The sequence below is a fragment of the Streptomyces sp. NPDC034037 genome, assembly GCF_055575715.1.
The window spans coordinates 427,114-439,045 of record NZ_JBVISC010000002.1 but is presented as its reverse complement, the minus strand read 5'-3'; the positions used below and the strand labels follow the sequence as shown (position 1 = coordinate 439,045).

The window sequence follows — 11,932 nt, the reverse complement described above, 5'->3', positions numbered from 1 at the left end:
TTACCGCAGCCGCGCGGGGGCCGCTGGTCTCAGGCGGCGGCGAGGGGAGTGTCCGCTGCCAGGGTGGGGCGGCGGGACGCGGCGGGCCGTTCGGCCGCCGCCAGGATCTCGTCGGCGGCCGCGATCGCATGCTTGATGGTGCGTGTCCCGGTCACCGCGCACAGCGCGCGGGTCACCTCTGCCAGCTCTCGCTGCCACGCCGCCCCGGGGTTCTCCGCCAGCGCGATACGGGCGTTCGCATAGCGGGAGAGCAGGGTCCTCACTTGGCGGGACTCCGACTTCAACACGACCACACGTCCTTTCCAGGCTCTTGACTGCGGTACGTGTTCCCCGGTATCGCGCTTTCATGCCGAACCGGCCGCCTGTGCGAGGGGGTGCTACGCCTCGTCCGTGTCGGGACGCCGGGCCGCGCGGCGCCGAAGGCGCAGCGGCAGCACGTACCAGCAGATGGCGAACCAGAGCATGACCCCGCCGACCAGGGCCTCGGCGAGGGGGCCGGTGATGACGGTGCGCAGGATCAGCAGGAGGGTGCAGCCGATGGTCAGCGCGAGCAGGACGATGCCGCACATCATCAGGCGCCCCGCGGTCTCCACCACCTCGTCCTTCATGCGCTGCCCCGACAGGAAGCGGTGCAGGGAGACGGGCGCTATCAGCGCTCCGGTGGCCGACGCGCCGAGGACGACGGTGACGACGTAGACGACCCGGTCGAACGTGCCCAACTCCCGGAACAGGGGGGTGAACGCCACACTGAGCAGGAATCCGAAGAGGATCTGCACTCCTGTCTGGGCGACGCGGGTCTCCTGGAGGATCTCGATCCAGCGGCGGTTGACCCGCTCGCGCGCGGGCTCAGGGCCCTCGCCGCTCCCGGCGCGCGACCCCTCGCCGTGGTGGCGCGGGCAGCAGGCGCCCTCCTCGGCCAGCTCGTCCGATCGCTCCGTCATGCTCATGGCATCCTCCCAGTTCCAGGGAACCGGATGCCCCTTCGGGAGCCTTCCATGCAGGTCGCGTACGGGTCGCGTACGGGTCGCGTGCGGGTCGGGCGCGAGGTTACGGGCCGTCCAACGGGATTACGGTGCCGTCACAGCCGCGCGTTCCCCCGTCGCCGTCGCGGTGGCCGGCTTCCCGTCCTGGACCTGCTGGAGACGCTTCAGCGTCGCGGCCAGCATCGCCTCGGTGCCGGTGGGGTCCTCGCCCGCGCCGGCGCCGCCCGACAGACGCACCTCGATGACGGCCTTGCCGGAACGGCTGATGCCCTTGATGTAGTCCTCGGTGCCGTTGGGGTTGATGAGCAGGGCGGCCTCGTCGCCGATGGGCTTCGAGGGCTTGTGCGGCTTGTCCTTGGCACCCTTCATCGCCGTGTAGACGGCGTGCGCGTCGGCGGGGCTTTCGAACAGGCAGACGTAGACGTCGGCCATGTTGAGCGTGGAGCCCTGGTACTCGTAGGACGCGTCCCCGCCCCGGACCCAGCCCTTCGGGGCGCCCTCCACGTCCTGACCGTTGCAGTACGTCGTCTCCATCACGCCCTTGTCGCCGTGCAGGGAGTAGGCGGGCAGCGCCTCGCCGTCGCCCATGAGCGCCTGGGTGATCGCGCCCTGGGGCAGGTCCCGCGTGATCGGCTTCGCCACCGCCGCCGGGCCCGCCTTCTTGCCGCCCCCGTCCTTGGCTTCCGCGCGATCCGCGGCACCGCCCGGCTTCTCGTCGGCGGAACAGGCGGCGAGAGCGAACGCGGCGAGCAGGGCTGTGCCGGTGAGAGTGAGGCGACTGCGTGACATGAGCACACCCTATCTAAGGGTGATCATGGAACGGGCGCGGCGCCCGCCGGACGGCCATGGGCGGGCTTCGTGTGCTTCGTGCGCTTCCTGTGCGCTCCGGGTGTCGGATGCTCGCCGGCGGGCAGACATCCTGGCCTGCGCGGCACGGAAAACCCGGTACCGCTTCCATCGACGGGACCAAGGACCATACTGGTCGGGTCCCGATCACCCACAGAACGACTCCATGGCCAAGAACAGCACCTCCTCGACCACCGTCCCCGACACCGCGTGGCTGGGGCGCGGGCGCCACCTCGGGCCCGAGCCCGAGCAGGACGTACGGCGCAACCTCATCGCCCTCAAGGCGGCCGGGGTGCTCGACGACTACCTGGACCTCGACCCCGTCGAGGCGGCCCGCTCCACCGTCCTGCACCCGCGCGACGAGTCCGCCGACCCCGGTCCGTCGGCCCGCCGCCTGTTCGAGGCCCGCTGGCGCGTGGCCGGCGACGTCACGGTGCGCGCCCAGCTGACCACGTACGACCCCGAGAGCCGCCGCAAGGACGGTGAGGGCGTCGCCTGGGTGCTCGCCGCCGAGGCGGAGCAGCCCTGGGACGCCCACTGGCTCTCGCCCGCCACGATGTTCTGGCCCGACAGCGACCGCGTCGCCTGGGACCACGACACGGTGCCGGGCGTCCGCCTGCGGACGACGAACCACCTCCCCAAGGACGACGACGAACTGCGCCACCGCCTGCGGGACTGCACCCGGCAGAGCTGGTACGTCCACGTCGTGGTGCACGAGGCGATGACGCCGGACGCGAGGGGCCAGCAGCCGGTCTCGACGTTCCTGCCGCCGAGCCTGCGCCACCGGGTGGTCGAGCACCGCGGCACACCGGAGCAGGCGCAGATCGCGGACTTCGCGATGAAGCGGGAGCTGGGCGTGCGCATGCCGCGCGGCGGCGGCGTCGTCCTGCCCACGGCCGGGCAGGGCCTGGAGTACGAGGCGGAGCGCTTCACGGTGCGCAGCGTGTTCCTGGACGGTTCGGAACCGACCGAACTCCTCGACAAGATCCTGGAGTTCGTCGCGCTGCCCAGGCCCCTGCCCGCCGACGCCGAGCGGGCCTTGACGTGGTTGCGCCAGGGCTGGCACCTGCTCACGCCGGAAGAGGAGCTGGTGCACGCCCAGGCCATGGTCACCAAGTACGCCGAGGCCCTCGACGCCATGACGAAGTCCCGTGACCTCTACCAGGAGGCGGCCGAGGCGGCGATGGCCGCGCTGGCCGAGGCGACGGGCGGCGACGGCCCGCCCCGGCCGGTGGCCGCGCCGGGCCCGGGCAAGACGGAAGGGTCACCGCTGAGCGCCCTCACGAAGGCGTTCGGCCGCTTCCGGGAACCGAAGAAGTAGGCGGGGCGGGGCGGCGCGGCCGAGGCGGGGGCGCGCCGGTTCACCCCCGCGCCGGGAAGCAGTCGGCGGAAGGTGTGAGCGGGGCGCCGTCCCAGGGGCTAGGGCCGGTGCGGTCGTGCCAGGCCCGCAGGTCCTCGCCGTTCACGCAGATGATGCCGCACTGCTGCGCGTACTCCAGGGCCGGGGCGGTGAAGTCGCTGGTCGTGACGAGCGCTGCGACGTCCGCCTCATGGACGGTGAAGCAGGTGCCCCCGAAGCGCTGCAGGTCCTGCGAGCCGACCTTGTTGGTGTCGCCGTACCGCTTGCACTGGATGACCACGCGCCGCCCGTCGCCGGTCACCGCCACGACGTCCGCGCCCAAGTCGCAGGCGCCGCCCACCACTTCCACCTCCGTGCACTGGTCGCGGGCGCACAGATCGGCTATGGCCTGCTCGAAACCGTCGGCGTCCAGGAGGGCGTAGTCGACCGGCGCGGCGGCCCGCACCTCTTCTTCCACGACGGTGGTGAACCTCTCCTGCCCGGCGGTGAACTCCTCGTCCACCGGTGGGGCGGCGAGGTGCTCCGAGGCGTTCTCGGCCGCTTCCTCCAGCGCCTCGGCCGCGCGGCGCGCGTATCTCGCGGCGGAGAAGCGGCGCCACCGGGACCGGCCGAGCAGCGCGGCGGCGACAGCGACCATGACCAGGACGACGGCCCACAGCGGGCGGCTCTCCACGAGGTGCGCGGCGGTGCGGGCCAGGAACACCAGGACGCACAGGAGGACCGCGAGCAGCACGAAGAACAGGGCGGTCGCGCGCAGATCGAAACGCCGCCTGCGGTCGGGGCGGCGCACGGGGCGCGTGGGTATGGACATGGGACTCCCTTACGGGCTCACGAGGACGGAGTGAAGATCACCCCTCTACGTGTGCCCAAGATCAACGTCCCTAAGAAGCGGCCCGGCCGTGGGCCAGCAGGGCCGCGTGCGGCAGCACCAGCGTGCCGTCGTCACCGGCGAACTCCGCCGCCAGCGTGACGAAGTGCTCCTTGATCCGCGCGATGACCGCCGGAGTCTGCCCCGTCACGACCTGCCCGATCGTCGCCACTCCCGCGGCCGGGCCGCTCCACCACTCCTCCGGGGTCGTCCGGTGGTCCCAGCGCAGCGTCTCGCAGCCGCCGTCGCGTAGTCCGGCGCGCTCCAGCAGCGCGGCCAGGCCCTCCTCGGTGCGAGGGAAGTCGTCCTCGGCGGCGAGGGGAGGCAGGTGAGCGGGACGTGTGGCTCCCGCCGCCTGCACGGCCCTGCCGAGGAGGGCCTGGCCGGGCGCCGCGGGGGCCGCCCAGACGGTGACCGCGACCCGGCCACCGGGACGCGTCACCCGGGCCAGCTCCGCCAAGGCGGCCCGGGGGCGTCCGACGTGGTTGAGCACGAAGTTGCCGACCACCGCGTCGAACTCGCCGTCGGCGAACGGGAGATGGGGCAGGGCCGCGCACCGTACGTCCGCCCGCGGCGCCTCCCGCGCGGCCCGGGCGACCATGCCGGGCTCGGCGTCCACCGCCGTGACCTTCGCGCCCCGGGCACCCGCCGCCACGGCGACGGTGCCGGTACCCGTCCCCACGTCGAGGAGCCGCACTCCCTCGCCGACGCCGGCGGCGCGCAGCAGCGCGGGCACGGGATAGGCGCAGAGCTTGGCGAAGCTCGCCGCGTAGGCAGCGGCCTGCCCCGCCCACGCCTGCCGCTCGGCCGTGTCGAACGCGGTCTCGGTCATCGGACCGTCCCCCCCTGGGCTTGCCGGTCGGCGGTCGGCTGTCGTCTGTCGGCGTCCGAGTCGCGCCGGGCGCTCAGCGGCCCCGGCGCACTTGGGCCGCCTTGCGGGCCTCGGCCAGTTTGCGGGCCTCGCCCGCCTTGCGGGACTTGCCGCCGGTGGCGCGGGAGGCGTCCTTGCTGGTGCCGAGGCCACGGAAGGGGGCGTTGACGTTCTTGGGCCGGGGCGTGGCGGGGCCGGCGTCGAGCGGATTGCCGGAGGGCGCCTTGGCCCCCGTGATCCGGCTCAGCTCCGCCTCGCCCGAGCGCACCTTGGTGACCGACGGCTCGATGCCGGCCTCGGCCATCACACGGGCGGCCTCGCGGCGCTGGCCCGACAGGACCAGGGTGACGACGCGGCCGGACTCGCCGGCCCGCGCGGTGCGCCCCGCGCGGTGCAGGTAGTCCTTGGGGTCGGTGGGCGGGTCGACGTTGACCACTAGGTCGAGGTCGTCGACGTGCAGGCCCCGGGCCGCGACATTCGTCGCCACCAGGACGGTGACCTGGCCGCTCTTGAACTGACCGAGGGTCCGCGTGCGCTGCGGCTGCGACTTGCCGCTGTGCAGGGCCGCGGCGTGCACCCCGTTGGCCCGCAGATGGCGGGTGAGCTGGTCGACGGCGTGCTTGGTGTCCAGGAAGAGCAGCACCCGGCCGTCACGGGCGGCGATCTCCGTGGTGACCGCGTACCGGTCCGGCCCGTGCACGATCAGCAGATGGTGGTCCATCGTCGTCACCGCGCCCGCGGCGGGGTCCACGGAGTGCACGACGGGGTCGTGGAGGTAACGCCCGACCAGGTCGTCCACGTCGCGGTCCAAGGTGGCCGAGAACAGCATGCGCTGGCCGTCCGGGCGCACCTGGTCGAGCACCTCGGTGACCTGCGGTAGGAAGCCCAGGTCACACATCTGGTCGGCCTCGTCGAGGACGGTGATCCGGACCTTGTCCAGGCGGCAGGCCTTGCGCTCGACCAGGTCGTGCAGGCGGCCCGGGGTGGCGACGACGATCTCGGCGCCGTCGCGCAGCGCGGCGATCTGCCGGCCGATCGACATGCCGCCGACGACCGCGGCCATCCGCAGCCGCAGCGCCTCGGCGTACGGCGTGAGCGCTTCGGTGACCTGCTGGGCCAGCTCTCGGGTGGGCACGAGAACGAGGCCGAGCGGCTGCTTGGGCTCCGCGCGCCGCCGCGCCGTCCGCGTCAGCAGCGCCAGACCGAAGGCGAGCGTCTTGCCGGAGCCGGTGCGCCCGCGCCCCAGGACGTCGCGGCCCGCGAGGGCGCTGGGCAGCGTGGCCGCCTGGATCGGGAACGGCTCGCACACATCGAGCGCGGTGAGCGTCCGCAGCACCTCGGCCGGCAGTTCCATGTCGGCGAAGGAGACGGCAGGAGCGGCGGCGGACTCGGCGGCGGGGCTGCCGGCGAGGGCGTCGGAGGAGGTGTCGGGGCGGTCCGGGTGATGCACGAAGAGCCTTCCGCGAGGGGGACATACCGAGGAAGGCCCGGCAGGACACGTCGGCGCACGACCGGCACCGGCCGGGCGGAAGCGCCGGACGCCGCGTGCGCGCAAACGGTTAAGGGTAACACAGAGTGACGGGAGTGGGTGTGGCTGATCCGCCGGTCGATCCGCCGGTCGCCTCACCGCAACGGAAGTAGCGGTTCCGGCCCAGAGCAGCGGCCCCGGCCCAGAGCGGCGGCCCCGGTCGGCAGGGGCATCCCGGGCAGAGGGGGACGGCCCGGGGCAGAGAGCGGGACGGCCCCGGCGGGGAGGGGGTCGGCTCCGAGGGAGGGGGTCGGCTCCGAGGGGGAGGGTCGGCTCAGGCCGGGAGCGGGTCGGCGTGGGCCGGGAACCGTTCCGTCGTGGCATCGTGGTGTCATGACCATCGAAGTCCGTCCGGCTTCGCACTTCGAGGACGTTCGCGCCGTGCTCGGCCCGAAATCGCCCGGGGCCAACGTCTGCTGGTGTCTGAGCTACCGGCTCCCGGCCCGGCTGAACAACGCGCTGCGCGGGCCGGCCCGCGGTGAGTACCTCGCCGAACTCTGCCGCACGGGCCCGCCTCCGGGCGTCCTCGCCTACGACGGCGACGAGCCGGTGGGCTGGGCCGCCGTCGCGCCGCGCTCGGACACCTCCTTCGCGCGCAGCCGCGTCATCCCGCACATCGACGACCTGCCCGTCTGGTCCCTGTGGTGCGTCCGCGTACGGCCGGGGCACCGGAAGCAGGGCATCTCGCACGCCCTCATCACCGGCGCGGTCGAGTTCGCCCGCGCCCATGACGCCCCGGTGATCGAGGCGTACCCCCTGGACAGCGGCGACGCCAAGGTCGATCTGACGATGGCGTACGCCGGTATCCGGAAGAACTTCGAGCGCGCCGGGTTCGTCCACGCCGCCGACACCGACTCGGTGCTGGCCGGCCACCCCCGCGTCCTGATGCGGCTCGACCTGCGCCGAACCCGCCCGTAGCGAGGCCGGGCCCCCCTTCCCGGCCACGCGGCCTACGCTGTTTTCATGCGGCTGCTGCTGACCTCCGACACTCACGTGCCCGCCCGCGCCAAACGCCTCCCGGACGCCCTTCTCGCCGGCCTGGACGAGGCGGACGTGGTGGTCCACGCCGGTGACTGGATCGACGAGGCGACACTCGACCTCTTCGCCTCCCGTGCACGCCGCCTGATCGGCGTCTTCGGCAACAACGACGGGCCGCCGCTGCGCCGCCGCCTCCCGGAGGTCGCACGCGCGGAGCTGGCGGGAGTGCGGTTCGGTGTCGTGCACGAGACGGGCGCGGCCACCGGCCGGGAGCGCCGGTGCGCGGAACGCTTCCCGGACCTGGATGTCCTCGTGTTCGGACACAGCCACATTCCGTGGGACACGCGCGCGCCCGGCGGCCTGCGGTTGCTCAACCCGGGTTCACCCACCGACCGCAGGCGCCAGCCTTTCTGTACGTTCCTCACCCTGACCGTCGCGGACGGCGCCCTGCACGACGTGACACTGCACCGGTTGCCGCCCCGGTGACGCCCGGTCAGTAGCGGTGGCCCGGCCAGTGCGGGTCCTCCCACCGGGCGGGGCCGGTGAGCCCGACGAGGCGTATCCGGTGCAGCAGTTCGGCGTCGGCGCCATGGGCCCGCAGCCGCGCCGGGGCGTGCCGGACCAGCCAGTCCGCGAGCCCGGCGTGCAGGGCCCCCGCGTCCTCGGAGGTGTGCCAGGGGAGTTGGTCGCCCAGCAGGTCGTACTCCCACGAGGCGGCGGCCTCGGCCAGGTGCCGGTCGGCGGCGGGGTGCTCGACGGCTTCCCACACCGCGAGCCAGGGGTCGAGCGAGGCGGACGCCTCCACACACAGGGCGAACACCTCGTGCGCCGGAACAGCCGGGTCCGCATCCACCAGGGTGGCCGCCCACCAGGCATGCAGAAACTCCCATACCACCACGGTCTGCCGCGCCGGCCACAGCCGCCACCCGGCCCGGGCGAAGGCGCCCCCGACTTCGGCCATGCCGAACAGGGGCTCCACCTGGCCGGCGACCAACGCCCTGGCCAACTGCGGCAGAACGCGGCGCGTCACCGCGCCGGCGTCGGTCCAGTCGGTGGCGCTCCACGTGCGGTGGAGCAGGTCCGGGTCGAGTTCCACGTCCGGGACCTTCAGCAGGGCCAGCTCTTCCTCGCTGCCCCAATGGCAGGTGCACTGGGCCTCGTCGGCACGAGCGGTCATACCGCGAAAGGTGACCTCCACGCGGTCCAGCGCACGGTCGAGCCGCTTCAGCGGGGCGGCGTCGTCGGAGATGATCGTCGTCGGCACAGGCAACCTCAAGAGGACTCCAGGCGGCTTCCGCCGGCCGAAGGTCCCCACATTACCCGCTCACGCCGTGTTCCCTCAGGGGTGCAGGGCGGCCCAGGTGGCGGTGTCCACGACGCCCGTCACGGGCAGGGAGAACTGCCGTTGCAGATGCTCGACCGAAGCCCTGGTGACCTCTTCGAAGACGCCGGTCGTGGGGACGTTCACGTAGCGGTAGACCTCGTTGAGGATGCACTGGAGGTGGCGCACGCCCTCGCCCGTGCTTCCCGTCTGGAGGGTGGTGTGCCCGCCCAGATACATGCACAGGCGCCACTCGGTGCCGGTCGCCCCACTGGCCACCGGGGTGTGCGCGGCGGCGGGGCCGGCCGCCGACATCGCCAGGGCGGCGGCCACCACGGCCGCCCCCGCCGTCGTCCGTATCGTGTGTCGGATCTTCCGTGTCGTGCGTACGCGCTTCATCGTGGCTCCTCCTCGCGCCGGAGCGGCGCCTGCTGAAACCGGTCGGGGTGGGACGGTTCGGGGGTCGCGCTCAGTACCAGGGGCAGCGGGGCAGCCCGGGGGCGGGGTGGGACATGCCGGCGGGGATCGTCACGACCTCCGCGGGGACGTTGCCCCAGCCCTTGATGGTGGGCAGCTCACCCACCCGGTCACCCTGGGTGTAGTACCAGACGTTGTTGCCCTGGGTGTCCCTGGGGCCGATGGTGTAGCAGGTGAACCAGGACGGGGACAGGCGCAGCCAGCCGGTGATCGGCGCGTCGAACGTGGGTCTGCCGTACACGTCCGACGGCAGGTTGTCGCAGTACAGCGCCTTGGTGAACGTATTGCCGATGGAGTCCCGGAGGTTGAGGCCCTCTTGCAGGGCGCAGGTGCCCCGCTCACCGGCGCTCGCGGGCGCGGCCGACAGGGGAAGGCACAGCAGCGCACCGGCGGCCGCGGCGACGGCGGCCGCCCGTGGCGAGGTGCGTGGCAGGAACGGTCTTCGTCTCATGGCGTACTCCTGAAGGGTCGTCAGGTGCCGGAAGGGAAGGGGAGGGAACGGGAGGGAAGGGGGTGAGCGAGCGAGTGGGGGAGGGGAGTGAGGCCGGAAACGGCGCCGGTCACGACCAGGAGCACTTCGTCAGGCCGGGGAAGGGGTGCTGGGGCGCCTTCACCGCCACCGCCGGCATGTAGCCCCACGCCTTGACGGTGGGGGAGGCCACGATCTGATCGCCCTGGGTGTAGTACCAGATGTTGTTGCCCATGTAGTCGGAGCCCTCTTTCCAGCACACGAACCATCGCGGGCTGTACAGCATCTTGCCGACCACCGGGCTGGTCGAGCGGGACTGGATGCGCACCGAGCCGGGGGTGAGGTCGCACCACATGTCCCCGGTGAAGTTCATGTTGGTCCAGTCCACGTGCGCCTCGCCGGGCCGCAGCCAGCACACCGGTTCCACGTCGGTCGCGGCGGACGCGGGCGCGGTCAGCGCCGCGCACATCAGCGCGGCGGCGGCGAACGGGCCCACGGCGCCGCGCAGTCGACGCAGCCGGCCCCCGGGTCTTCCCCTCATGGTGAGCACACCCCTCGTCTCGGTCGACCTCGTGCCGGTCGGCACATCCGTCCGATTCCGGCGGTACGGGCCCGATGGTGACCGCCGCGCCTGACACGCTGCTGACGGACCGGCCCGCCCACCGCGTCACCGCCCGCCCCCGGCGCCGGACGGCCTCCGGGCCCGCGACGCGAACTCCAACCGCCGGCCGAGCGCTTGGGGCGGCGCCGGGCACGCCGGAACCGTCGCGGGGGCCGGGCATCTGGCGCAAAACGGCCCTGGCGCCCGATCGGAGGGGACTCGGTCACCGTGACAGGAACCGACGTGACGCGTTGGCACTCATGCTTCATGGGTGACGGGGCAGCGCGCAGTGCCCGCTTCTCCCGGCCCGCACGGCACACCGCACGCGTGTGCCGCTTTTCCACAGATTCGAGAACGAGGAACCCACGTGCCCCAGCTGACACCCAGACGTCTGGCCACGAGCGCCACCCTGATCGCCGCCCTCGCGGGCGTCCTCATCCCCGCCACCGCCGCCTCCGCGGCACCGGCGGCTCCCACGGCACCCGCCCGCACCACGGCCCCCGCCGACCCCGCCCCCGACATGGACGGCGTGAGCGCGGCCCTGAAGGCCGCCATGGCCAACGGCGCCCCGGGCGCGATGGCCCGCTTCACCGGCCCCGACGGCGTCCGCACGCGCACGGCCGGCGTCCGTGACCGCGTCTCCGGCGAGGCCATGAGCACCCGGGCACGCTTCCGCATCGGCAGCGTCAGCAAGACCTTCTCCAGCGTCGTGCTGCTCCAACTGGTCGACGAGGGGCGGCTGGAACTCGACGCGCCGGTCAACCGCTACCTCCCCGGCCTGCTGCCCGACGACCGCATCACGGTCCGCCACCTGCTCACCCACCGCAGTGGCCTGGCCGACTACACCGACGCCATGTTCGCCAAGACCGTGCCCGGCTTCGAAGCGGTGCGCAACCGCGTCTTCACCTACAAGGAACTGGTCGCCCTCTCCCTGGCCGAGCCCCGCACCACCGAGCCCGGGGCGGCCTACAAGTACTCCAACACCAACTTCGTCGTCGTCGGCATGCTCATCGAGAAGGCCACCGGGACCTCGGTCGCCCAGCAGTACGAGCGGCGCGTCTTCAAGCCGTTGAACCTGCGCAACACCTCGTACGTCCACCCGCAGACCCAGATCACGGGTGTGCACGTACGCGGCTACCTCCACCCGGACGAGGCGGGCGCGCCGCTCGTCGACTCCACGGAGCAGACGGTCTCCTGGGCCCAGTCGGCCGGCGCGGTCATCTCCGACCCCGCCGACCTCAACACCTTCACGACCGCGCTGATGCGGGGCAAGCTGCTCTCGCCCCGGATGCTGGACGCCATGACCACCGTCACCCCGACGGACACCACCCAGACCCGCTTCTACGGGCTCGGGCTGCGCCGTTACGACCTGTCCTGCGGCGCCCAGGTGTACGGGCACACCGGCACCGTCCAGGGCTACTACACGTACGCCTTCGCCACCCGCGACGGCCGGCGCTCGCTCTCCGCCATGGCGAACACCTCGAACCGGGGCGCCGCGAACACGGCGCTCGGCGGGACGCTGGAGGCGGCCTTCTGCGGCAAGAAGCCCGCGCCCGCGACGTCGTCCCCGACGGCGCCGCGCGCACGCACCACCCTGCCCGCGGAGGCGGACCTGCCCGAGCGCCACTGA

The 11,932-nt window shown here is 73.0% G+C and carries 14 protein-coding genes; 4 read left to right on the top strand and 10 right to left on the bottom strand.

Annotated elements, in window-relative coordinates; all coding sequences use genetic code 11:
* Positions 1-29: 29 nt before the first annotated feature.
* From ACZ516_RS07755 to ACZ516_RS07745, 3 genes are all read right to left on the bottom strand, one after another.
* Positions 30-287, bottom strand: coding sequence for a DUF5133 domain-containing protein (locus ACZ516_RS07755; RefSeq protein ID WP_469009064.1), 258 nt, complete (start codon positions 285-287; stop codon positions 30-32).
* A 90-nt stretch (positions 288-377) separates the two neighbouring features.
* Positions 378-947, bottom strand: coding sequence for a DUF6328 family protein (locus tag ACZ516_RS07750; RefSeq protein ID WP_361080361.1), 570 nt, complete (start codon positions 945-947; stop codon positions 378-380).
* Between the two features lie 120 nt (positions 948-1,067).
* A complete protein-coding gene (locus tag ACZ516_RS07745) occupies positions 1,068-1,772 on the bottom strand; it encodes a hypothetical protein (RefSeq protein ID WP_361080360.1) in 705 nt (234 codons plus the stop codon).
* 223 nt (positions 1,773-1,995) lie between these two features.
* On the opposite strand from ACZ516_RS07745, the gene ACZ516_RS07740 reads away from it, so the two are divergent.
* On the top strand, positions 1,996-3,150 hold the full coding sequence (locus ACZ516_RS07740) for a hypothetical protein (protein ID WP_469009063.1): 1,155 nt from the start codon (positions 1,996-1,998) through the stop codon (positions 3,148-3,150).
* A gap of 40 nt (positions 3,151-3,190) precedes the next feature.
* Here ACZ516_RS07740 and ACZ516_RS07735 read toward each other — a convergent pair whose 3' ends face one another.
* From ACZ516_RS07735 to ACZ516_RS07725, 3 genes are all read right to left on the bottom strand, one after another.
* Complete coding sequence (locus ACZ516_RS07735) at positions 3,191-4,000, bottom strand: restriction endonuclease (RefSeq protein WP_361080356.1); 810 nt, start codon at positions 3,998-4,000, stop codon at positions 3,191-3,193.
* A 70-nt stretch (positions 4,001-4,070) separates the two neighbouring features.
* Positions 4,071-4,889, bottom strand: a complete 819-nt coding sequence (locus tag ACZ516_RS07730; RefSeq protein ID WP_469009061.1) for a class I SAM-dependent methyltransferase — start codon at positions 4,887-4,889, stop codon at positions 4,071-4,073.
* A 73-nt stretch (positions 4,890-4,962) separates the two neighbouring features.
* Positions 4,963-6,282 carry a DEAD/DEAH box helicase gene (locus ACZ516_RS07725; protein ID WP_469009616.1) on the bottom strand — a complete coding sequence of 440 codons (1,320 nt, stop codon included), beginning with the start codon at positions 6,280-6,282 and terminating at the stop codon, positions 4,963-4,965.
* A gap of 507 nt (positions 6,283-6,789) precedes the next feature.
* On the opposite strand from ACZ516_RS07725, the gene ACZ516_RS07720 reads away from it, so the two are divergent.
* Together ACZ516_RS07720 and ACZ516_RS07715 are read left to right on the top strand one after the other, a co-directional pair.
* Positions 6,790-7,374 carry a GNAT family N-acetyltransferase gene (locus tag ACZ516_RS07720; protein WP_469009060.1) on the top strand — a complete coding sequence of 195 codons (585 nt, stop codon included), beginning with the start codon at positions 6,790-6,792 and terminating at the stop codon, positions 7,372-7,374.
* Between the two features lie 45 nt (positions 7,375-7,419).
* Positions 7,420-7,920, top strand: a complete 501-nt coding sequence (locus tag ACZ516_RS07715; RefSeq protein WP_468748883.1) for a metallophosphoesterase family protein — start codon at positions 7,420-7,422, stop codon at positions 7,918-7,920.
* A 7-nt stretch (positions 7,921-7,927) separates the two neighbouring features.
* Here ACZ516_RS07715 and ACZ516_RS07710 read toward each other — a convergent pair whose 3' ends face one another.
* The 4 genes from ACZ516_RS07710 to ACZ516_RS07695 form a co-directional block, all read right to left on the bottom strand.
* Entirely contained in the window at positions 7,928-8,698 is a 771-nt protein-coding gene (locus ACZ516_RS07710) for a hypothetical protein (RefSeq protein WP_468748882.1), read from the bottom strand.
* 75 nt (positions 8,699-8,773) lie between these two features.
* Positions 8,774-9,154 carry a peptidoglycan-binding domain-containing protein gene (locus tag ACZ516_RS07705; RefSeq protein WP_361080348.1) on the bottom strand — a complete coding sequence of 127 codons (381 nt, stop codon included), beginning with the start codon at positions 9,152-9,154 and terminating at the stop codon, positions 8,774-8,776.
* Between the two features lie 70 nt (positions 9,155-9,224).
* Complete coding sequence (locus ACZ516_RS07700; protein ID WP_469009059.1) at positions 9,225-9,683, bottom strand: hypothetical protein; 459 nt, start codon at positions 9,681-9,683, stop codon at positions 9,225-9,227.
* A gap of 109 nt (positions 9,684-9,792) precedes the next feature.
* The gene (locus ACZ516_RS07695; protein WP_361080344.1) at positions 9,793-10,242 is read right to left on the bottom strand and encodes a hypothetical protein; all 450 of its coding nucleotides are present in this window, start codon (positions 10,240-10,242) and stop codon (positions 9,793-9,795) included.
* Positions 10,243-10,669: 427 nt separating this feature from the next.
* Here ACZ516_RS07695 and ACZ516_RS07690 point away from each other — a divergent pair, with 427 nt between their 5' ends.
* Positions 10,670-11,932: a serine hydrolase domain-containing protein gene (locus tag ACZ516_RS07690; protein ID WP_469009058.1), complete on the top strand. Its 1,263-nt coding sequence runs from the start codon at positions 10,670-10,672 to the stop codon at positions 11,930-11,932.